The sequence below is a fragment of the Nostoc sp. UHCC 0251 genome (assembly GCF_034932245.1).
Taxonomy (GTDB): domain Bacteria; phylum Cyanobacteriota; class Cyanobacteriia; order Cyanobacteriales; family Nostocaceae; genus Nostoc.
Genome location: NZ_JAYGHD010000349.1, coordinates 1 through 21,595, shown reverse-complemented (window position 1 = coordinate 21,595; position 21,595 = coordinate 1). Strand labels below are relative to the sequence as shown.

At 40.9% G+C, this 21,595-nt stretch carries 20 protein-coding genes; 10 read left to right on the top strand and 10 right to left on the bottom strand.

Annotation, left to right across the window (positions count from 1 at the left end; genetic code table 11):
• Positions 1 to 33 precede the first annotated feature (33 nt).
• Both VB740_RS29540 and VB740_RS29535 read right to left on the bottom strand, forming a co-directional pair.
• Positions 34 to 696: a hypothetical protein gene (locus VB740_RS29540; RefSeq protein WP_323203400.1), complete on the bottom strand. Its 663-nt coding sequence runs from the start codon at positions 694 to 696 to the stop codon at positions 34 to 36.
• 197 nt (positions 697 to 893) lie between these two features.
• A complete protein-coding gene (locus VB740_RS29535; protein ID WP_323203399.1) occupies positions 894 to 2,459 on the bottom strand; it encodes a GMC oxidoreductase in 1,566 nt (521 codons plus the stop codon).
• 347 nt (positions 2,460 to 2,806) lie between these two features.
• Between VB740_RS29535 and tmk the strand changes: the two genes are divergently transcribed.
• The 3 genes from tmk to VB740_RS29520 all read left to right on the top strand — a co-directional run bounded on the left by tmk (position 2,807) and on the right by VB740_RS29520 (position 4,481).
• Positions 2,807 to 3,436: a dTMP kinase gene (gene tmk, locus VB740_RS29530; protein ID WP_323203398.1), complete on the top strand. Its 630-nt coding sequence runs from the start codon at positions 2,807 to 2,809 to the stop codon at positions 3,434 to 3,436.
• 242 nt (positions 3,437 to 3,678) lie between these two features.
• A complete protein-coding gene (locus VB740_RS29525; protein ID WP_323203397.1) occupies positions 3,679 to 4,185 on the top strand; it encodes a hypothetical protein in 507 nt (168 codons plus the stop codon).
• 5 nt (positions 4,186 to 4,190) lie between these two features.
• The gene (locus VB740_RS29520; protein ID WP_323203396.1) at positions 4,191 to 4,481 is read left to right on the top strand and encodes a hypothetical protein; all 291 of its coding nucleotides are present in this window, start codon (positions 4,191 to 4,193) and stop codon (positions 4,479 to 4,481) included.
• A 33-nt stretch (positions 4,482 to 4,514) separates the two neighbouring features.
• On the opposite strand, the gene VB740_RS29515 is transcribed toward VB740_RS29520, so the two are convergent.
• Both VB740_RS29515 and VB740_RS29510 read right to left on the bottom strand, forming a co-directional pair.
• Positions 4,515 to 4,832: a hypothetical protein gene (locus VB740_RS29515; RefSeq protein WP_323203395.1), complete on the bottom strand. Its 318-nt coding sequence runs from the start codon at positions 4,830 to 4,832 to the stop codon at positions 4,515 to 4,517.
• Between the two features lie 308 nt (positions 4,833 to 5,140).
• Positions 5,141 to 5,797, bottom strand: a complete 657-nt coding sequence (locus tag VB740_RS29510; protein ID WP_323203394.1) for a DUF3386 domain-containing protein — start codon at positions 5,795 to 5,797, stop codon at positions 5,141 to 5,143.
• Between the two features lie 100 nt (positions 5,798 to 5,897).
• On the opposite strand from VB740_RS29510, the gene VB740_RS29505 reads away from it, so the two are divergent.
• Positions 5,898 to 6,569 carry a LuxR C-terminal-related transcriptional regulator gene (locus VB740_RS29505; protein ID WP_323203393.1) on the top strand — a complete coding sequence of 224 codons (672 nt, stop codon included), beginning with the start codon at positions 5,898 to 5,900 and terminating at the stop codon, positions 6,567 to 6,569.
• 154 nt (positions 6,570 to 6,723) lie between these two features.
• Here VB740_RS29505 and VB740_RS29500 read toward each other — a convergent pair whose 3' ends face one another.
• Positions 6,724 to 8,166, bottom strand: coding sequence for an AAA-like domain-containing protein (locus VB740_RS29500; RefSeq protein WP_323203392.1), 1,443 nt, complete (start codon positions 8,164 to 8,166; stop codon positions 6,724 to 6,726).
• A gap of 708 nt (positions 8,167 to 8,874) precedes the next feature.
• Positions 8,875 to 9,270, bottom strand: coding sequence for a hypothetical protein (locus tag VB740_RS29495; RefSeq protein ID WP_323203391.1), 396 nt, complete (start codon positions 9,268 to 9,270; stop codon positions 8,875 to 8,877).
• A gap of 324 nt (positions 9,271 to 9,594) precedes the next feature.
• On the opposite strand from VB740_RS29495, the gene VB740_RS29490 reads away from it, so the two are divergent.
• Positions 9,595 to 10,194: a Coq4 family protein gene (locus tag VB740_RS29490; RefSeq protein ID WP_323203390.1), complete on the top strand. Its 600-nt coding sequence runs from the start codon at positions 9,595 to 9,597 to the stop codon at positions 10,192 to 10,194.
• 406 nt (positions 10,195 to 10,600) lie between these two features.
• Complete coding sequence (locus tag VB740_RS29485; protein ID WP_323203389.1) at positions 10,601 to 13,345, top strand: zinc-dependent metalloprotease; 2,745 nt, start codon at positions 10,601 to 10,603, stop codon at positions 13,343 to 13,345.
• A gap of 98 nt (positions 13,346 to 13,443) precedes the next feature.
• Here VB740_RS29485 and VB740_RS29480 read toward each other — a convergent pair whose 3' ends face one another.
• Together VB740_RS29480 and VB740_RS29475 are read right to left on the bottom strand one after the other, a co-directional pair.
• Entirely contained in the window at positions 13,444 to 14,337 is an 894-nt protein-coding gene (locus VB740_RS29480) for an alpha/beta hydrolase (RefSeq protein ID WP_323203388.1), read from the bottom strand.
• A 155-nt stretch (positions 14,338 to 14,492) separates the two neighbouring features.
• Positions 14,493 to 15,002, bottom strand: a complete 510-nt coding sequence (locus tag VB740_RS29475) for a HugZ family protein (RefSeq protein WP_323203387.1) — start codon at positions 15,000 to 15,002, stop codon at positions 14,493 to 14,495.
• A gap of 202 nt (positions 15,003 to 15,204) precedes the next feature.
• On the opposite strand from VB740_RS29475, the gene VB740_RS29470 reads away from it, so the two are divergent.
• The gene (locus VB740_RS29470; protein WP_323203386.1) at positions 15,205 to 16,689 is read left to right on the top strand and encodes a CIA30 family protein; all 1,485 of its coding nucleotides are present in this window, start codon (positions 15,205 to 15,207) and stop codon (positions 16,687 to 16,689) included.
• Positions 16,690 to 17,051: 362 nt separating this feature from the next.
• Here VB740_RS29470 and VB740_RS29465 read toward each other — a convergent pair whose 3' ends face one another.
• The gene (locus VB740_RS29465; RefSeq protein ID WP_323203385.1) at positions 17,052 to 17,690 is read right to left on the bottom strand and encodes a TenA family transcriptional regulator; all 639 of its coding nucleotides are present in this window, start codon (positions 17,688 to 17,690) and stop codon (positions 17,052 to 17,054) included.
• A gap of 153 nt (positions 17,691 to 17,843) precedes the next feature.
• Here VB740_RS29465 and VB740_RS29460 point away from each other — a divergent pair, with 153 nt between their 5' ends.
• The 3 genes from VB740_RS29460 to VB740_RS29450 all read left to right on the top strand — a co-directional run bounded on the left by VB740_RS29460 (position 17,844) and on the right by VB740_RS29450 (position 20,266).
• Positions 17,844 to 18,191, top strand: a complete 348-nt coding sequence (locus VB740_RS29460) for a hypothetical protein (RefSeq protein ID WP_323203384.1) — start codon at positions 17,844 to 17,846, stop codon at positions 18,189 to 18,191.
• Positions 18,192 to 18,716: 525 nt separating this feature from the next.
• Complete coding sequence (locus VB740_RS29455; RefSeq protein WP_323203383.1) at positions 18,717 to 19,517, top strand: RMD1 family protein; 801 nt, start codon at positions 18,717 to 18,719, stop codon at positions 19,515 to 19,517.
• A 410-nt stretch (positions 19,518 to 19,927) separates the two neighbouring features.
• Complete coding sequence (locus tag VB740_RS29450) at positions 19,928 to 20,266, top strand: hypothetical protein (protein WP_323203382.1); 339 nt, start codon at positions 19,928 to 19,930, stop codon at positions 20,264 to 20,266.
• A gap of 250 nt (positions 20,267 to 20,516) precedes the next feature.
• Here VB740_RS29450 and VB740_RS29445 read toward each other — a convergent pair whose 3' ends face one another.
• Positions 20,517 to 21,242 (bottom strand): chromophore lyase CpcT/CpeT, encoded by a 726-nt coding sequence (locus VB740_RS29445; protein WP_323203381.1) that lies wholly within the window; start codon positions 21,240 to 21,242, stop codon positions 20,517 to 20,519.
• Positions 21,243 to 21,595: the final 353 nt, after the last annotated feature.

Genomic DNA, 21,595 nt, shown 5'->3' with positions numbered 1-21,595 from the left:
AAAAAACAAAGGCAATAGTGACTATGTTGCAATTTAAATGCCGATTAGCTTATCTGAGGCTTTTTCGCTTACCTTCTGCTTTGAGGACAGCATCGAGACGACGTGCTTCTTGATAGGTTTCAGAAAATTGGTCTTTGAGAAGTTCGTTAGACCCTGTACACAAAAGGTAATTAACAGTCCAAGGGCTGGAATTACAAAAAACAAATGTAAAATACTCAGGGCGCGAGTCCCACTAAACGCCACGATAAACGGCAACAGTGTAAAGCCAATATCCAGAAATATTTCTGGACAGGTAATACCCAGCGCCTCCAAATTCACATTAATTAAATCTCTGAGTACCATTGTATTAACTGCTAAGTAGGAAACCCAGTTAAGCAGGTATCCAATTGCTGCATAGCGATCTAGTCCGGGGTAGTTTTGCAGCAGCTTGGTAGCATAGTTAGGTGTTCCTCCAGCCACATTTATAAAATGCATACCCAAGCGTTTTACCTGATAGTTGAGCAGCATTCCAAAAATCACCGCAGGTATCCAGACAAAAATAGCTTGGGAACCGAGAGCAGCATGAATTGCTGGAACCAATGCTGTCCAGGAAATATGAGCCGTCAAGCCAAAGCCCCAACTTTCAACGGCACTTAGGCTTCTAGTCAAGCGAGGGTAAGAAGATTGGCCCAAAGTAGCATGAGCAGGATGGGACATGATTGGCAATGCTGGGTGGGATACTGTAATTAAGCTTATTAGCTAGAGTTCCCATCTCTTAAAGGTTCTGAACAAAGAGTTTTTGCTCGGAATTACACTTAATAATTATTCTCTCGATAGAGAAAATTTATTCACAACACCAGCATTTCTTGACGCCATAATTTAGACTTTAAGGCGCGATCTTTACCCCTACCTTCTTATTCCCACTCTGCACTTTCAGGAAGCTTCTTGTTGAGAAAGCGATCCATGCACCGCTCCGCTAAAGCCGCGATGGTTAGCGATGGGTTAGTGCAGGCAGTCGAACCAGGAATGAGGGAACCATCAACAACAAATAAGTTGGAATAGCCGTGGACTTTTCCATAAGTGTTGCATACAGCACCCATAGTTGCACCACCTAGGGGATGAGCTGTAGCACTAAAATCAAGCGGTGCGCCAAAAGTTGTACCATTAGCTTGATTGAGCAGTTGGTAAGTATACTGGTTAGCCTGGGTAATTTTTTGATTGTTGGCTGAGTTCTTTGGCCAGAACAGATTAGCTGATTGTGTAGAAGTATTGTAAGTAAGATAGCCCTCTGGTTTAGCGATCGCTAGGCTCACAGGAGCTAACACACCTTGGGGAACTATCGGAAAAGGAAGTTGCTCAATGACTAATGGAGCGATGGGATTGTCGAAGTCTTCAATTACTACCGATGCTGGGCCGCCCAGTGTAGCATTAGTTTGACTAGAGGTAACAATCGCACTCACCCCATCACCGTTAGTTCCCCACAATTTTCCGACTTGATTGTTCAGACGAGGCAATGTCCTATTGTGCTTGGCACGCAAAAGCAATTCGGTGGTACCAATGGAACCGGCTGCTAAAAACAGATAGCGACAGATAAAGGATTTTTTGGACAGTACAACTCCCTGCTCATTAATCTGATTGCAGGTAACTCGGAAACGCCCAGCATGTTCTTCTTCAATGGTATTTACCACATGTAGGGGTCGGATTTCTACCTTTTTAGTAGCTTCTGCCATGCTGAGATAATTTCGATCTAAGCTGTTTTTCGCACCACTATTAAGACCATAGTAAACTTGACCTGTGATCGCAGAAGGAACCTTCTTACCCTCGATTTCTTGTCGAACAATATCCCAATCAACAGCCACATCAAGCTTCTTAGCTTTTAAACCAGCTTTGGCTGCTTGCTCTAATAAGATGCGGCTTGCCAAATAGTAGTCAGTTTTTAGAATGTCATCTGGTATTGGAGATGGGTTGAGGATGGAACGCACCCTTGGGTAGTAAACTTTATCCAGTTCCTCATATTTGATGCTGCGTGGAAAGACTTGATAAAAAAGTTCTTTAGTTGGTTGATAACTAACTGCGTTGTAGACTAGCGAACCGCCTCCTACCCCTGCCCCACGATAAACAATGATGCCATCGCCTACCTTAACATCCAGAACACCAGTGTATACATCAATCGGAACTTGATTGAAGATAACTGTACTTGGACTCAACCAAGTAGACCGACCATCTGGATTCTGATATGTGGAAAAAGTATTACCTGCGGCGGTGATTGGCCATCGTCGTCCTCGCTCCAATACTATGGTTTTAATTCCAGCTTCACCAAGGCGCAATGCTGCAACTGCTCCACCAAAACCACTACCAATCACTAGCGCTTCGACACATTCTTCACCACGATAGGCAGAAGCAATGCTAGGTAAACCTATACTTGCGGTTGCTGCCAGCGTTGCCTGAATAAATTGACGACGTTTAATTACGCCCGACATAATTAATTTCCTGTATGAGTTGATTATGCACCGATACCTTTACATCCCAGTTGAAATCACTAGCTGCAATTGATGTCTTCAAGGAATTACAGAAGTAACTTAAAAATATCGAGCACCTGGTTAAAACAACTTCTGCTACACTCGTTGCACAATCCCAAAAATACCAGTATCAAAAATAGTTGATCTGCCAAATTGCCAAAAACTTGTTTTTGTGTATTTAGAGACTTCCAAATACAAAAATATCTAACTACTGATTGTGGGGTGAGCGTCTCGCCCGCCCGTAACACTTCACGCTATTCTTGATCAAACGTCAGTGAACAAGTTTATTGCAACGAACTTTAAAAAGCATGAGTGGCAAATTAATTGTATTTGAAGGGGTGGAAGGCTGTGGCAAAACCAGCCAAATGCAGCTTTGTTGTGAGTGGTTGGAAAGTCTGGGTATTTCTGTGGTTGTTACTCGTGAACCCGGTGGAACAGAGTTAGGCTTACATCTTCGCCGTTTGCTACTAGAAAAGGCAGAGCCAGTTGCACAAGTGACAGAACTCTTGTTGTATGCTGCCGACCGAGCGCAACACGTTGAACAAGAACTCAAACCGCAACTGCAAGCAGGGAAATATATTTTATGCGATCGCTACACTGACTCTACCATTGCCTACCAAGGATATGGTCGCGGTCTTAACATGAGTTTAATCAATCAGCTTAATCATATTGCCACTGGTGGTTTAGAGAGTGACTTAACTATTTGGCTAGATGTGGATGTCGAAGTAGGACTAGCCCGCAAACGGGGAGATGGAATAGGATTAGACCGCATTGAACAAGAAACAATTGCTTTTCATCGGCGCGTTCAGCAAGGATACGCAGAGTTAGCAGCATCCTATCCCTCAAGAATTGTGCGGGTGGATGGTAGCTTGAGCAAAGAAGCTGTACAACAGGTAATTCAAGAAATTTTGCGCGTACACTTGAAGGGGTTGCTATAGGCATCGCCGCAAATTTTGAAGGCAAAATTTTTTGAACTTTTTACTTAAATTTCTTAACTGTCCTTGCATCCCTGCTTTAAAGCTGAGAATATAAAGCATAGGGTATTTTTCGATACCACACACGAATCCAAAACTAGTACCGTAGGCATCACTATCTTCAGAGGTCTAACAAACCCACTGCACTAGAACGAAGCTTGCTTTGGAATTTATATATTCAAAAAAGGTTAAGAGGAAGAGTTTGTATGAAATTGAAGTCTGTTTCTGTAGGTATTGGCTTAAGCATCCTCAGTTTTTCAGTCAGTTCATTCCCACGGACTATATTCAATTCATCACGAGTCTTTGCCGAAGAAGTTAGTTCTTCATGCCCTCTGCCATCTGATATTGCCGTTACCTTCCTAAATTCTAAATGTGAGGAAGTCAAGCTAAAGCAGCCCCAAACTTTTTATCGCTACTATAGTAGCAGTGAGAACAGATATGGTAGGTATTTAACAACTGATAAATATGAAACAAATGTAGAAGTAATTAGGAATCTAGCCCTCAATCAATTATGGGGCAATAAAGCCACTATGATTCAACCAGTTACTTTGCCAGCAGGAACGACAGTTTATCAAGGCATTGTTGCCCCTCAAACCCCCACTCAATGCTATCCTGGCGGTGGTCAACAGACTTTTATTAAAGATACAAGAGATCCAAAGATTGAGTGGGCTGAGGGACAAAATATCGTCCAACAAGATTTTAGTTGTCCGTAAAACTCATGAAAACCAAGACAGAAGAATTTATCAATTTGCTCGATAAAGCTATTGAGATTGCCGAACAGATTCGTAGAGATAAACAACCAGAATTTAAACACTCAGAGCGTTTGAATAATCTGACCAGTGCCCTAGAATCTATTAAAAGTCAGACGCTGACTGGTAAACTTGAAGCATCAGGAGGAATCTCAACCCTTGGGCTGGCTCGTGAAGTGGCTGATTGGATTGAGTCGTTAGATTCGCCGTTATTAAAAAGTGTAGGCGCGATAGAGGAGTATTACCAAAAACACCTCTAATTAACTCGCCTTTACTATTAAACTCTCCGAAAATCATATTGTGCCACAGGCTCCAGTCTCATTGATTCGCATCATGAGACGCAAAGTATCACCAAATTTTTCACGAGCCTTTGTTCTGGCAACATCCTCATTTGGATCTATAAAATAGTCTCCACTTTCAGGCTCAATGACTATGAACCAGTCGTAGTGTTCTTTGATTAACTCTGGTTGAACTCTGTCAAATACTACTCGACAACGCTGATAGAATACCTCATCTTCAGCTTTGCGTCTGGCTCTTTCTTCTGGTGATAGTTGACGTTCTGGAAATACTCTTCCTCTACGTGGTGTGTGATTAGAAGATATTTGTGTCATTTTGTTTACTATAGGATTACTATTTGATTTTTGAACAAAGTTAAGTATTGTAGGGTGCGTTAGGATGAAATCCGTAACGCACCGAATCCCTGGTAATAGTGCGTTACGCTGTCGCTAACGCACCCTACGTATCTTTTCAAAAATCAAACCGGATTCCTATATTTGATTGGATAAGAGCCTCTTAGCTTCTATATATTGATTATATCTGAGGCGATCGCCAGGAATATTTTATCAATATTCTTTCATATCAAAAGGCCAAAAAAAGCGTAGGCTGCACCTACGCTTTTTTTTAAATTACAGAATATAGCTTAAGCAGCAACAGGTTCTAACAATTTAATATCAGAGAAGATAAATTCTTGAATAGATACTTGTCCTGCTGTCTCGGTACGAATCTCCCGACGATTTAGGATGAAATAGTCACCAACTTTTTCATATTCATCGATAAATTCGCTTCTACCGCCCTTTTGTTCCCCAGTCTTGGGATCATGGTACACAGAGTCATAGCGGTGCGATAGGTAGCCTTCCCCGGTGTCGTGACTGCTAAAGGTGTCAATTGTCACGTAAGTACCGTGGATTAGACGGTGAACATGGCATACTTCATTATTGCGGACTTTGTATTTATCGCCCTCAGCCTTACCACCCATTAAAAGCTCAACTGCACCAGTTTCGTCAGTTTTACCATAACTAAAGGTATTGGCGCTGTGGGTGTCTTCAAAGCTGCGGCGGACGCGGTGGATTGCTATCTCCCAGGCTTGACCATGAATTGCTTTCTGGGCTGGCTCGTCATCTACATCCAAAACTTCAGCTTTCAGATTGGCAGTGATTATAACTTTGCCTGTAAACACTTTATCATCATGCTTAAAGGTAATATTTGCGGTATAACCAGGGAAATTCTTGTCCCAAGTGTAGCGGTTCTCATAAGCAGCCCGGAAAAGTTCCTGAGCAGAGAGTTGTGTAACTGTCATGTGCTTCTCCTAGTCGCTACTGTAATTAGCGTTTTAGTTTCGTTGGTATTAGCATAGAAGTAATTGTTGAGGCTTGGATAGTCCCCAACTGGGTACACTTATGGTTAATTCTCTCCACGCTGTATTTCATGCGATCGCTAATGTCCAAAATGAGCAAGAATTAAAACTAGCTCTCACGGATAAAATTAGTGACCATTTTGGCGTGCAAAATTGGGGTATTTATCTTCTAGATGAGCAACCAACGACCCAAATCGATGTTCAGGGCATTCCGGCAGTATGCTTAGAAAGCAATCCAGTCGGGCGCTACGTGGTTGAGCGTCACGCTCCCGCCCATGAACAGTTATTATTATCACCAGCAGACTGGAAGCATTTTTGCTCGCGTTCTGATCACGAACATGTGATGACTGGGCCAATTGTTTGCGATGGTCGTCTTGTCGGAACGCTTAACTTGGCTCGTGACAAGGGAAATCCTGCTTTTAATGGCAACGATTTAGCTGATCTAAGTGCCTTATGTATTCATTTGTCAGCCAAAATGGCAAGCCTACGGTCAAAACCAAAAATATCCAATACCCTTTTAGTAAGTCCTCTAACAGCGCGTGAGTTAGAAATTGCCGAGTTAGTGGCACAAGGGTTAACAAACGCGGAAATTGGAGAAAAACTTTGGATTACGCAAAATTCCGTCAAACAAGCTTTGAAGAGGATGTTTCGTAAGTTGAAGGTTTCGGCGCGTGCAGAAATGGTAGCAAAGCTACAAGATATACAAGTTTCTTAAAAAGGCCTTCCTAAAGAAGTTAACTTTAAATAAATCAGAGTGTTAATCAAACAATAGAATTTCATTGTAAAACTACCTGAATTAGCAACGAGCGATCGCATGACTAGATTTAGCAGCATAGAGGCGTGAGAGAAAAAGCCGCTGATAGTTTTTCTCAGGCACGTTTTTGCAATGATTTATATTCAAATTCCGCAACGTCTAATTGTTTTTTAAAATAAGCACGGTAGAGTTCGCAACGCGGGAGGATGCGATCGCCTTCATAAGTAATCAAACCCAAGCTTTCGAGCTTATGAGCATCAATGGGATTCAGAGAAATGCTTTGCTTTGCAGTCACAACTCGAATATATGCCTTTACCAAAGTGGCATTTTCTTGTAGGATTGCCCAGTGTCGCCATAAATGATAACGATAGATTCCACCGTTAGCGATCGCCTCCTGTATCAGTTCTTCTAAAGTAATTCCTTGACAGCATACATAATATAAAGCAATCCGAATTAGTGCAGGATGTCCCCCCACGAGGGACATCAGTTGAGCAACCTCATGACTAGTCCAGTCTAGCCCATGCCGTTGGGCTAAGTATTCTACTTGGTGTTCAGCAAATTCTGGCAGACGGATCGGAAGTCCGATATTAAATGGGGAGCGGTTGATATCTAAGGAAACATACACTTCTGTGGAATAAACCACCACTAGCCTCAGTTTCTGCAAGTCGGTATCTTGTCTTGCTTCCTCATACCAAGAACGCAACAAACTAAAGAACTCCTCAGCAATTTGAGGATATTCAAAAAAGCGGTCAACGTCATTTAACACTAAAACTACAGGACTTTGACTCTGCTTGAGTAAATAAGATTGCAAGTATAAACTGCAACTCAACTTACAACCTATTTCCTCATGCCAGTTTTCATCTAGCTTGGGGTCAATCCCTAATTCTGTGGCAATTTGCCAGCAAAAACAACGTAAAAGCTTGTTCAAGTCTGTCAGACAGTTTGCATCCATTTGCTTGCAATTCAGGATAACTGGGCGATAACCTTGCATCTCGGCAAAGGCTAAAAGCCTCAGCACAAGAGAACTTTTTCCCATCTCTCTTGGTGCTCGAATCCGAATCACACAGCCTGGTTGAATTATTTCTCGATAAACTAGTTCCTCAATGGGGGGACGTTCTACATAGAAGGGGGAATCTAGAGGTACGGGGCCATCTGGGTATGACCAAAGATTTTCGAGTTGGTCATGCTGTTGAGTAACAAATAAATCTGGTGTTAAATACGGAGATACTTTTTGTTCTGTGTTTAGACTTACTAAGGAAGTTTGATAGTTTACAGTATTATTCGGTTCACTTAGGATTGCATAGTCTTCCCTATGTAATTCTAGGTTAAAAGCGCTAAAGCACAATTTCAGGGTTTTTTGATCCACGCCTTTATCCAACGACCATAATCGGTTTAGAGTTTTAGTAGAAACATTCATGCGATCGCCTAAATCTTCTAGAGTGAAGCGTTCGCCATTGTTTTCAACCTTTTCCATAGCTAGAATTGCCGCTTGTAAGCGCTTCAACCCAGCGATCGTTAAGATAACTCCCCGTCTTCGCGTGCTCTTCGATTGCTTCATATAGCTAATTATTTATGTGCTTTTTTATTAACTGTCTCCTCATTGTTTCATGTTTTTGATTAGTTATTAAATGGTTATTTGGCTGTTGTTACACCATTAAGCTAATTGTAAAAAAATATACTTAATTAATTTATAAAAGTTAAATGAGTGGGTATAAAAAAACATAGCTATATTGTAATGATTGTCATTTTTCCTTCTTCTACGAAAAGCCGATGACGCTTCTGTTTTACATCAGGTGTTTTTTACTACTTATAATTCACAAATGACAAACTTTAATAGTTCACTTTATTTGTGCCAACTGGTGAGGAGGTTACTTAAAGTTATTTATTATCTGGTCTTAATCTAAATTTTGGGCGTTGCATAGTTGCAGGATGATTTAGCAACTTCCAAAATTCTCCTCCTGCTTGCCCCAATTCATGCCACTGTTCTGCAACGCCGAATTTTGCAATCTAGGCGATGTCTACGATAACGCATCTCAAAACTTAGGGTGCAAGATGCAGTAGGGGCGCACAGCTAACTGTACGCCCCTACTAAAGGACTATATTTGATTTATGCCACTGAGAAACGCTACGAGCTATCATCTGCAAGGGTAAACGCGTTACCCAAATGTTAGAAGAGTTCGGTGGTTAGACACCAGCGTTCCTATGATTACTCTTTTATTGGCGAAAAGTGATTAGTACTCGCTGCCAATAGGATATTGGAACGCATTTAACGTCTAACTTGGTTTGAGATATTTTTGCCCGCCTGTGCCGCACTGTCCCCTACATCACTAGCAGTTTCTTGAGCACCTTCTGCGTACCCAGATCCAAATTCTTTAAAGGCTTCTGCTGACTCTCCAGCAATCTTTTGAAGCCGTTCACCAGGAGAACCTTCCGTTTCACGAGCTTCTTTATTCCACTGCCCTATTGTTTTCGGTCTTTGAGCATCATTTTGCTCTACCTGTTCGCGGACTCTCTCCTTTAAGCCTTTGTCATTCTGCCCATAAGTAACATTCGTCGTCAGTACTAGAAAACCAACTAGGACAACAGCCAAAAAACGTTTTACCTGAAGTCCTTTAAGTAAGGAACTGATGTCACCAATCGTTCTAGAAATCAAGTTTATCATGCCACTTAGCTTATTTTTTGAGTACAAGTAAAGATTAGCTATAAAAAAGATAACTATCCTTCTAGCAAAAGGCATATTTTAGTTATACAAAATAGATAATTTTTAAATCTTGGGGAAGAGGTGAGTTATTAGATGCATCGATATTTGCGATTTGTCTATGGGCACGAAAAATACTGCCTTTCTTTAAAAACTTTGTATAACAAGCGGGAGAGAGCATTATCCGAAAGTGACTGCTGAATCAATGCATCAAACTATTATTAAAAATTTGATCAAGGGCTAAACTGCGTTGATTTCCATTTTTTCAATATACCAAGGAAAATCATTATGTTCAAAAAGCTACAACAACTACAAGCGATTATGGCTTACAAAAACTCCGAAAATTTGGGTGATATTGCTATTCTTAAATCTGAATTCTTCGGTGCTAAAGTTTCTCCAACAGTCGCCTATAAACTGCAACCAGTAGCGGGATATTATCCCGTAATTGATTTGAACCAATTAAGTCAATACCCTCAAGGCTCATTTGGGCGAGAATATGCCAATCACATGCGGATAAATCAACTTAAACCATTAACCATCAGCCCAGAACTAGAAGACATTGCCAAACGTAATGTATTTGCTCTGCGATATTTAGTTACCCACGATATTTTTCATGTATTGCTTGATTTTGACACCACATACGCGGGAGAAATTGGTGTACTTGCTTTTGCTGCTACACAAAACTACAGTAACTCACTCCAAGTCGGTTTATGGTTGGCTAAATTGCTCTATCCCATCTTGGCTCCCCAACAAATCAAAGAAATTTTCGCTAACCTGGCAAAAGGGCGAGAACTAGGCAAGAAAGCTGATTTTTTGTTGGGCTACCGCTTTGAAGATCATTGGGAAGAACCAATTGAGGATGTGAGAAAACGATTGGGATTACTTTAAATTCCCATAATTCATCCGAAAAAAGCATTTTCTCGTTCAATAACAGCTTTTTTAGGAGTTGCGCTTTCTGTTGTTAAATCATGCTTGAGATTCCTTCATTTGGCAAATGTAGCACTAAATACATTTTTAATGCTACATTTGGTTTTTAATACAGATATAAGTTAAAAAAGACATATATCTTTGGTTAGATAAATTATCTACCTTAAGATATATATCCTTAATGGATCATTCCTAAATAGCTACTAATAACAATCAATAGTCACACGACTTTTAGGCTAAAGACAAAGTTTTGTCTGACTTAGTGGATTTATACCGTAATCCCTAGATATTTGAAGGGCTTGCAGACAACAAATTAATCCACATTTTTTCCTAAACACGAGAATTGCTTCAGGTGGAAAGCCAAAGGATGAAATACTGGATAAGGAAATTAGCAATCTGTATAGTATTACTGTATAACTTGTTTTTATCAAGTGATTACGCAGGGGCGAACCAACTTTCAAATCTTGATGTGCAACAATTAAATACACTTCCAGTAGTTGAAAACTTAGCAAGTGCTGACAATAATCTTGCTAAACGTATAAAGGAAAATTTTCGCCAATTTAGTGAGATAGACAAAAGTTCAGATATAGACGGACTCTTTACACTTTATTGCACCGAGGATTCAGGCAAAATTTATTTAGAAATTAAACCAGAGCAGCTAAATAAAGATTATTTAGCTATAGCAACCTTGGAATCAGGCGTGGGGGAAAGTGGAATTTATAGTGGATTACCTATTTCTGATTTTCTCTTCTACTTCCGACGAGTAAACAATAGATTGCACTTTGTTGTTCGTAATGTAAAATTCCGCGCTGAAAGTAGTCCAGAACAGCGATCGCTTGCTCGTTCCTTTAGCGATTCGGTTCTTTACTCACTAGAAATACACACTATTAATCCACGCACTAAAAATATTCTGATCAGCCTGGATGAACTGCTAATGCAGGATTTTCCTGGATTAACTCCTTTATTAAAATACTCTTTGCAGGCTGATTACCATTTAGATGCAAACAAGTCTTATTTTGGGGATATTAATAGCTTCCCAGAAAACGTAGAAATTGATTCAATTTACGGTTTTTCATCACCAGAAGGAGCAAATTTAGTTACCTTACCTGATAGCAGGGCACTCACTTTGAAGGTACACTACAGTTTTTCTCAGCTTAGAGAAAACACTGGTTATATTCCCAGACTTGCAGATGACAGAGTGGGATATTTTATTACCGCTTTCCAAGATTTCTCTAATAATGCTCACGAATCATTTGTACGTTACATCAATCGTTGGCATCTAGAACCATCCGATCCTAATGCCCCTTTATCTCCACCCAAAAAGCCAATTGTGTTTTGGATTGAAAATGCTGTACCACTAGAGTACCGTGATGCAGTTCGTGAAGGTGTTTTGATGTGGAACAAAGCATTTGAAAAAGCTGGATTTCAAAACGCTATTGAAGTACAGCAAATGCCAGATGATGCTGATTGGCAACCCGCAGATGTACATTACAACACTATTCGCTGGTTCAATTCTTTAGATGCAGGTTTTGCCAGAGGCCCAGTGCGCGTTAACCCACTCACCGGGGAAATATTGGATGCAGATATTATTGTGGATGCCAATATGGTGCGTTCAATTCAGCAAGAATATCACGCACTGATGGAAGGAAATTCATCTTTTACGAATGGACACTTTTCTCAACTGGGCAAAAACCCATGTCCAGGTAATTTATCTGCAACATTCTCGAAAGGTTTTAAAGCTTTTCCTGAACAACATTTAGTAGACAATGACTTCTGCTATAGCATGGAGTCTTCAGATCAAGCCGCAATGGGGGCGTTGGCATTGTCAATTTTGCCAAACACTACATCCGGTAGTGAAACCATGAAGGAGTATGTGCATCAATATTTGCGTTCTCTGATTGCTCACGAAGTCGGGCATACTCTCGGTTTGCGCCACAACTTTCACGGAAGTACTATGTTAACGCCCGAAGAATTAAATAATACTGAAATCACTCGCACTAAAGGTTTAGTAGGTTCGGTGATGGACTATCTCCCTGTGAATATAGCACCACAGGGAGTACAGCAAGGTGATTATTTTCCAGGAGTTGTTGGGCCCTACGACGAATGGGCAATTGAGTATGGTTATAAAAGAAATCCATCAGTAACACTTGAGGGAATCATTCCAGAATCAGAAAAAGGTTTTTTGGAGCAGATTGCACTGGTATCGCCTCAACCAGAATTATCTTATGCAACTGATGAAGATATCTGGGACATTAATCCTTTGGCAAATGTCTGGGACATGAGTAGTGATGTGCTACTTTATTCGCAGTGGCAAATGGATAATGCCCGTTTTATGTGGCAGCACCTTGACAAGGGTTATCTATCGAAAGGAGAAAGTTATAGTAACCTGCGCGTTTCATTCAATAGAGTACTTAAATATTATTTTCGCAACGCCACCTTACTTTCTAAATACATTGGTGGACAATCGTTTCGGCGTCTCCATGTTAGTGATGATACCTCTTGGGCATTTGTACCAGTTTCACTTTTAAAACAACGTCAGGCATTGACAAAGCTACAAGAGTATGTGTTTGCTGAGGATGCTTTCAGTTTTTCACCACAATTGCTGAATCAACTAGCACCGTCGCGCTGGGAACACTGGGGTAGTTCTGTACCTAACAATCGCCTTGATTATCCAATTCACGAAAGAATTTTGAAGTTCCAAAGTGCGGTACTGCGATCGCTATTAGACAGCGATCGCCTGAATCGTTTACAAGATATAGAATTAAAAACTCTTCCTGGAGAAGCACTTTCCATCCCGGAACTGTTCGACACCTTGCAAACAGGCATCTGGACAGAAGTTTTAACCCCAGGAGAATCAAAGCCAATTTCTAGCATCCGCCGTTCATTGCAACGGGAACATTTAAATATTTTGCTAGAGATGATGTTGGGTACTACTGATACGCCCGAAGATAGTCGGACATTAGCTTGGTATGAATTGCGACAACTGCAAAAAGCTATTGATGTCAGACTCAAACAACTGAGTGAAAGCCTTGATATTTACACCTTAGCCCACTTAGAAGCTTCTGGCGATCGCATCGCTAAAGCATTAAATGCACAGTTAATTTCTAAGTAGGGAGTGGGCATTGGGCATTGGGCATTGGGCATTGGGCATTAGTTATTCTCCCACTGCCTCCTCTGCTCCCCCTGCTCCCCCTGCTCCCTCATCCCCCACTACCCACTCCCAAGATACTTTTGCAATAAACCAATTACAACTTCTGGAGTTTCCAAATGAGGTAATATTCCTGCATCTGCGATCGCATAAAAATTTTGAATTGCAGTTGGATTTAAATTTGCCAAGCGTCGTCCTAATTTGATGCTGGTAAATTGTGCCTTTTCTCCCCAAAAGATGCTCGTGGGAATTGTCAGTTGTTTAATATATAAACTCAGATCAAAGTAAAGATCGCCCCGCAAAAATGACAAAGCGGCAAACTTGGCATTAGGCTGTTGTGCAGAGGTTAAATAAGCCTCCACCATTTCTTGAGAAACTCGTTGTGACTTGGCAAACAGAAAACTTTGTAAAAAATTTCGGACTGCAATTTCATTTTCCGCACCAAGCATATAAATAAAATTGTCCAGCAGAGGCGCATTGATCACCGAAAGCGGAAGTCTGCGTCCAGCGCCCTGCCCAAAATCATCAAATCCAGACGGGGACACCAAAAACAGGGCTTTGAATAAATTGGGTTGAACAATAGCTAGACGAATAGCCAAAGCGGCTGTTAGAGACGAGGCTACCACGGTAACAGGTTGACGACAAGTTTCAATGATAAACTCTGCGATCGTGCTGAGATAATCCCTAATTTTATAATCGCGGACTGGATGAGCCGATTCACCCCAGCCGATTAGATCGGGAGCTAAAATGCGGTAATTAGAGGCAAAAGCCGGATAAACCTTAGACCATTCATACGCAGACGCCCCACCACCAAAGTTATGGAGAAACAGTAGTGGAGGTAAATCTTCAGTATCAGCAAACGCCCAAGGTGCATTCGTTTGGGTATAGTAAACCATTGCCCCCAAGGATGTATGGATAAGTTTATGTCCAAAGCCAGGAGGTTGAAACTGAAGCATAAAATTAAAAAGTATAGTTTAATGGCACTTTACCCGAAGGCAACAAAATTACGAGTTATAAAGTCAAGCTTACCGAGAAATATCGAAGTAAGTAAACTTTTTCTCTTCTAAGCTATTTCATATTTAATTTGCATACAGTCAAACTAATTCATAATTCATTCTTGCTTTTTATTACTATCTCCTGTGATTTGAACAAGTTGATTGAGGTCATTACCACTGATGTGATAAGCATTCCCAAAACCAAGTATAAAACGACCTTCACTAGGAGTTAGCTGAAAAATCCGAAAGTCAGACAAGCCACGCAGAACTTCTATAATTTGACCAAACCGCCCTTGAAATTGTTCAACAATTTGATTCCACTTGTCAGTTTCACGCTCTATCAAAGTTGCCGTACAATCAAAGCTTAAACGACGACGGGCAAAAATTAGATTACTCTTGGCTTCATCCTCGATAAACAAGACACTAACATGAGGATTGGCATAAATATTTTTGGTATGAGTTGAAAGACCACTGACGTAAATGTAGATGTTTTTGGAATCATCCATTACAAAGGGAGAATAACTAGCATTGGGTATTGCCTGGGCGCTCACGGTGCTAATGATTACACTCTCAACTTCTTCAGTAAACTTTTCGTACTCAGCTTGAATGTTTTCAAGTTGGCTCATAAGTAAATTACCGCTTGATTAGGAACACCTCATTAAGTATCCTAACGTGATTGAGCGGATAGGTTACAGGTGATAGATTACAGGTATCTCCTGCACCCTTTCCCCTAATTAAAGCAACTCAGCATTATCCAAACTCTGAGTACCGGAGGATTTGGAGAAGCAGACATTGGGCTAAACTGAAGGAAGTTGTGAGGACGCAAATGTGACTGACAAAAATCGTTCTCAATGGGATTTAGGCAGGTTTATCGAAACCCTGACTTACTTTGAGGTAATTCCTTTCCTTAACTGGGTACAGCAGTTAATCCAAGGCCGTCCTAAGGATAATCAAGATAAACCCAATGGAGGAAGAAACGTGGGTGTAATATTAATAGCAGGTGCAACAGGTGGCGTCGGGAAACGAGTAGTGCAGCGATCGCTCCAACGAGGTTATAAAGTTCGCGCCCTAGTTCGAGACATTGACAGAGCCAGGTCAATTCTTGGTAATGATATAGACTTAGTAGTTGCGGATATCACTCAAGCAGAAACTTTAACTCCTTTAGTTATGGCTGATATCCAAGCTTTAGTTTGTTGCACAGCAGTGCGTGTGCAACCAGTTGAAGGAGACACAGCAGATAGAGCAAAATATAATCAAGGTGTTAAATTTTACCAACCAGAAATTGTTGGCGACACCCCAGAAAATGTAGAATATCAAGGTGTCAAAAACTTAGTTCAAGCGGCGGCAAAATATTTACCCCAAGCAAGCGAAAAACCAATATTTGATTTCACCAAGCCATCAGCAGAATTAAAGGATTATTGGGGGGCGCTGGATGATGTCGTCATGGGTGGCGTGAGTGCCAGTAATATCCAATTAGTAGAAAATACAGCTTTGTTTGCTGGTAATGTTTCCACCGCTAACTCTGGTGGATTTGCTTCTATTAGAACTAAGAATTTTGATCCCCCCTTTAACTTATCTGATTGCGAAGGTGTAAAATTGCGCGTCAAAGGTGACGGTCAGCGTTATAAAATATTCCTGCGGACAGATACAAAATGGGATGGCATTGGCTACAGCTATTCTTTCGATACCGTAGCTAATACCTGGATAGATGTTCACATTCCCTTTGCAGATTTGATTCCCGTCTTTCGGGCAAAAGTTGTCAAAGATGCGCCGCCAATTGAGCAGAGTAGAGTTTGTTCATTCCAACTAATGTTGAGCAAATTTGAATATGACGGTGCTCTGAATCCCAAATTTTCTCCCGGTGGTTTTGCTTTGCAGTTGGAATTAATAACAGCTTACGGCGGTAAAGCTTTACCACAATTTATCCTAGTTAGTTCAGCAGGTGTGACTCGTCCCGGACGACCTGGTATTAATTTAGACGAAGAACCGCCAGCAGTGAAATTAAATGACCAATTGGGAGGAATTTTAACTTGGAAGTTGAAGGGAGAAGATAGTTTAAGAGAAAGCGGGATTCCTTATACGATTATTAGACCTTGTGCTTTAACTGAGGAACCAGGGGGTAAGGAATTAATATTCGAGCAAGGCGATAATATTAAGGGCAAAATCAGCCGTGAGGATGTGGCAGAACTTTGTGTACAAGCGCTAAAACTAGCGATCGCTTCTAATGTCACGTTTGAGGTAAAACAGGGAGAAAATACTGTTAACTCTATCGATTGGCAGAAGTTATTTTCTAATTTAGTAAAGGATAAATAAATGAAGTGACTCCGAATTTTACTCTGTAGCCATCCCAACATATTCTGTCTAAATCAGGGCGACCGCATCTAAATTACTCGTGATTTGATCGCGACCAAGCTTAAAAACCAACGAAAAAATCAGCATTTCTGGTTTGGCTTAGTTTTCCAAACTCAAAGCGCTCCCTAAATCTGTGTCAATCAGCAGTAATTAATGGGACTAATTGGAGCTTATTAAGAATAAAATCCTTTTGTTGATATGATGCGGACGCCCTGTATTTGGTATTTTATTCATAATTACAATACCTGTTTGCCGACTTAAAAGTAAATCACTACATATTTACTACCACCACATCGTCTAGCATAACTTTGAGTTATAAATAACTATTTTGATTCATACTGTGCTATGTGAAAAGCCATTTGCCAGAAATTATGTTCAAATTTTGCCACCATTAAAAAAGATTCTTCAGCTTGTTTTTGAATATCCCCCTCTGCCGTTTCTAAAACCTCATCAGCTTGCTGTTCCAAAAGTTTTACATATTTTGTAAAATCAATATTTCCCCATCTTTCTGCAAATTCATTGTAAGGTGTAGGCATCTTACCTGGTAGTTGCCAACCTTGATTATAGGCTAATTCAATAGCCCAAAATGCAGTTGCTTGCACAGCATAAGGCTTGTTTGCAAGACTCTGCATGTATTCACAGTATTCTCTACAGGTTGGTTGTTTCTCTATATTAAGATTGAGTTGTCGTTCAGTAGCTTTTTCTTGAAACCAATTGAGTTCGTCTTTAAGAGCTGCCAATCCCCCAAGTATCACATCAAAATGTTCTGGAGGTGCGCTGGCTAATACTCGCCCTACCATCCGTGTAAATTCCACAACAAACAGATAATCTTGCATCAACCATGTATTGAATTGCTGGAGTTGAATTATACCTAATTGACACTGTTCAAGGAAGGGATGCACAGTTGCTTCTTGCCAATCTTGAGCGTGATTTTGTAAAAGAAGTTTGCAGGTAATAGTCATTTTGGCTCAATAGGTGTTTCGGGGAGATGCAATGGAGAGGAGCAGACTGCTAAGATGTTAACAGACCAACAGCAACTCTCGGTTGATTCACTGTTGTTGTCTATTGTCAAGAGTAATTTAGATGCGTTTGCTCTGCTGTCTAAATAGACTGTTATGAAAAAAATCCAAGTGCTAATATTTGCTGGGATTTTAGCAACAATTATCTGGGGTGGGTTATTTGCAAACACTGCTTCATCGCAGCAAGTTGAGTCCCGCATCAACAACCTGGAAGCGGACTTTAATCGTGTCGAATTGCGATTAAATCAGATAGAGTCTCAACTCGGTCGAAGCCGCCAGTCTCCATCCCCAAGAACAACACTTACCCCACGACAGTCAACTCGTTCCAGAGGAAACTTATCACAGCAAGATCCGATGTTTGATCGGCTTGCAACTTTGGTGGTTGAATTGAAGCAACAAGTCAATAAATTAGAGGCGCGAGTTTCTAATTTAGAAACTCGCTGAATATTGCAACCTGTGTAGTTTTGAAAACTGAGCCAAAACAGGAGTGCAAACAAGCACACAGAGGCGACTTCTAAATAAAAAAAGATCCCATTGCTTTTAACTCACATGTAGATGCACCCTCACCCCAATACTCCTGGAATTTTGGATTTTAAACTGGAATTTGGGGACATACTAGAATTAAATTACTCAATTCCTGCATTCATCGTCACTATCCAATTTTTTCTTCCCCTGCTTCCCCTGCTTCCCCTGCTTCCCTTGCCTCCCCTGCCTCCCCTGCCTCTTCTGCCTCCCCTTTTCCCCTTAACGTCACCCCATAGAAATATCTCAAGTGTTGGGTTGTAAATTTTATCGGAGCCTCTACTTCAAGAGTACCGCGACGCGTACTAAGCTAGTGCTGGATAGATTTATTGGTAAGCTGAGATTGTAGTGATTTCCAACAACATTCATCAATTGCGACGCCAAATAGCCCGTCGTAGACATCGCTACCAGAGCAGTTCAGCAGGCAGAATATAGCATAGGGCGACAATGCAAAAACTCCTTTTTAATGACAGAGATAGATTTACAGCACAGGCCCTATTCATTGGTAAAGATATTAACTTACAGACGTTGGAGAATTACGTTTGCCTGGCGACTATGCCAGTAATAGTTACAGTAGGTGAACACGGCTGTGCGGTACTGCTGGACTATGGTGCAGTTGTCCTGTTTAACCTTGAGCCTGTGGAAAAGGTAGCCTTCTTGACCAAACTATCCTCTCAAGTTAGTGGCTCTTTTGCCGACCCAGAAACAGAAGAGGTAGAAGTTCATCTCAACGTAGCAGAGAGTGAGCGAGTTAAGGAAGGAAAAATTTTGCTACATGAATTTAGTGTAGAACGCTTGCAGATAGTGGCTGATATTCTCGCCAAGAGTGTTGTGCTGTCTCATTATGAAACTAGCCTAGCAGCTGTATTTGATCAAATTGAACCGTTTGCAGCGAGTCTCCAACGTGAACACAGGGGAAGACGCGAGAGCCGGGAATTACTGCGTCAACTTGGGACCACTCTGTTAGTTCAACATAAGATTGTCGGTCGAGTAGAGATAATCGATAAGCCGGAGGTGCTCTGGGAATCTCCACAGCTAGAAAATTTATATCTGCGCTTGGAGGATGAATATGAAATTCGTGAGCGTCACAATGCTCTAGAACGCAAACTACAGCTAATTTCCCAAACTGCACAAACTGTGCTGGAGTTCATGCAGCATAGCAGTAGCCAGCGAGTAGAGTGGTATGTGGTGATTCTGATTGTGGTGGAGATTCTGCTTTCACTGTACGATATCATTTTCAAGGGCTAAAGCTCAATTTGGAAAGCAAAAACAATTGCTGGCTTTGAGCAGCCTTAAGTTAGCTTCCCAAAAAAGAATCTGTTAAGGAGTGACCACACTCCACAACAGCATTTCACAACCTCACTCGCCACGCAATTAACTACATTCTTTGTTTATCTTGTCAAGTATCCTGGCTTTCTTTACTTCTGTCATTTCCTCATATCATGTCCACATAATTAGTTATGATTAGCCTACTAGGGAAGGGGTTGGCGGTTAAGTTTCTATTGGACTCAACTGAAAACCGTTATATTCCACCAGAAGATTTATAATCATCTAAGCTAGGTGCAAAATGTTAGTTAAAAACATTCTTCCCTACGAACGTGATAGAAAATACTTGTATGATTTATGATTTTTGATTCATAGTGTAAGGATTACAGATAATGCACGTTCTAAAAAGATCCATCAAACCAGCAACTTATATATCGTTCCTCCATATATACCAAACTACTTGGGGGACTGCTGGTGATATATGTTTAATCCGTGAATCTGTCGCTGATTCAAGTACAGCGAAGTTTATTGGTCACAAAGTTCAGCTAGCAATTCCAAAAGGGCTGGAGCGCGATCGCTTGGCAAACTGTCCAATAATTAAAGTTGCAGGTAATGTTGGCGACGGACATCCAAAAGAACACCCCTTGGAATGGGAGGCTTATGAAGGTGTAGATCCAGAAATAGCTCTAGCAGCTTTGAAACCTTGGGGTTTCAAGTTAATTGAGCTTTAATGTGGCGATTTAAAATAAATTACGAATTATGAATGCATCTGCGCCACTGGAAATGCAACTCGAAAAGCGGCTCTGCCGGGAGCAAGGGAGGCGGCAGCCGCGGCAGCCCCTAAGATGGCATTCCCAGTCGGAGACTGGGAACGAGACAATGAGACAATATGTAAAAGCTTTTTCTAGACAGGCTTTCAGGTTAAGTTGTAGCGGTTGCTGCCGCCTGCGGATTTGCTGCCGTACTGGGCGGATTTTCATGCTAAAAAGTCCGTTGTGACTTCTGTTTTAGGTTATCTGAAATTGCCTTTTTTGTACTCCAAACTCCCAAAGCCAGCAACCCTAATGCGAAAGAGGGTTCTGGAACAGAGGCAATTCGACGAAATTCGATAGGTGTAGCTACAAGCAAATTACCTTTAGCATCAAAAATCTTGTCTAGCGAGTCGATGCTACTCTGCTCAATAGTTACATCAGAAATCACTTTGAAGCCATTACTTGTTATGCATCCATTGGGAGCATTATTCCCTATATAGCTGTTCGCCTCTGAAAATAATTGGATATTACAGGTATTTTTCTCAATATTGTTGATACTAACAGTTCGCGTAGACTTAGAATGATTGCATAACCCACGTACAGTATTTTCATTCAAAAAGCTGCTAATAGTTAGATTAACAGCCGAATTTCCTTCACTAAAAGAATAAAGACGTAAGCGTTCAAAACCTGGACTTTCTTGCTCCAGATAAATGTTCTGTGTGTCAGCCAGAGGATTAGTATCATCCAGTTGCACACTACAATTCGATATAGTGATTAATGGCACATAAGGGCTATTAGCCACCTGTTGGGCATTATCAAAAAAGCCAGTGAACCACTGTGCTATTTCCCGAACCTGTGTCTTAATTTGTGGCGCAATGGTGTTAGCACGGCTTTGTTGAACATATGGAAATGCAGTGAATAGTACTGTCAAAATAGATACTTTGAGTAAATGCATATAGAATCTCGCTTCAAAAATAGCCTATTACAGACAGTACAAGACAGATGACAAATAATTTACACTATCAAGCCCTATTTTTACATCATGTCTCATCTTCTACGATGCAGAGTCTACTTTTACTCCTTACCCCGATTTTCTAAGCGGATACTAATTTTGCTTAATTTAGTTAGTCTTAATAACTACTGAACCTTTAAAGCGATAATACCAACAAGTACAATAAGTCCTAGCGCTCTCCGAAAATAATTAACGCCTTGAAATAATTCCAGCCACGCCCAAGTAAATAAGGAGCCATATGCTACTAGTGGTCTGGCAAGTCAACTTTGATGGGTGAGACATCTGGGTACAGCCGT